1 protein-coding gene is annotated in these 425 nt (G+C 70.4%); it reads left to right on the top strand.

Annotation, left to right across the window (positions count from 1 at the left end):
- Positions 1–30: 30 nt before the first annotated feature.
- A partial coding sequence (locus tag AOK22_RS43660; protein WP_244165295.1) for an ATP-binding cassette domain-containing protein occupies positions 31–425 on the top strand: 395 nt, incomplete at its 3' end.

The following is a 425-nucleotide window of genomic DNA, read 5'->3' as shown; positions in this document are numbered from 1 at the left end:
TCTGCCCTCACATCCCGCGAGGTCACTTCCATGTCCGACGCCGCCGTCGTCTGCTCGAATCTCTCCTTCGCCTGGCCCGACGACACCCCGGTCTTCCACGACCTGTCCTTCACCGTGACCACCGGCCGCACCGGCCTGGTCGCCCCGAACGGCTCCGGCAAGAGCACCCTGCTCAAACTGATCGCGGGTGAACTCACCCCCGCCACCGGTTCGTTGACCGTCAGCGGCACGCTCGGCCACCTCCCGCAGAGCCTCCCCCTCACCGGCGATCTCACGGTCGCCGAGGTGCTCGGCGTCGCCGCGGTCATCCGCGCGCTGGACGCCGTCGAGTCCGGTGACGTCGGCGAGGAGCACTTCGCCGTCATCGGCGACGACTGGGACATCGAGGAGCGCACCCGCGCCCAGCTCGACCGTCTCGGCCTCGC

This window comes from Streptomyces silaceus (assembly GCF_001419745.1).
GTDB lineage: Bacteria > Actinomycetota > Actinomycetes > Streptomycetales > Streptomycetaceae > Streptomyces > Streptomyces silaceus.
The sequence above is the reverse complement of the archived record's forward strand: the minus strand, read 5'-3'. Positions and strand labels throughout refer to the sequence as shown.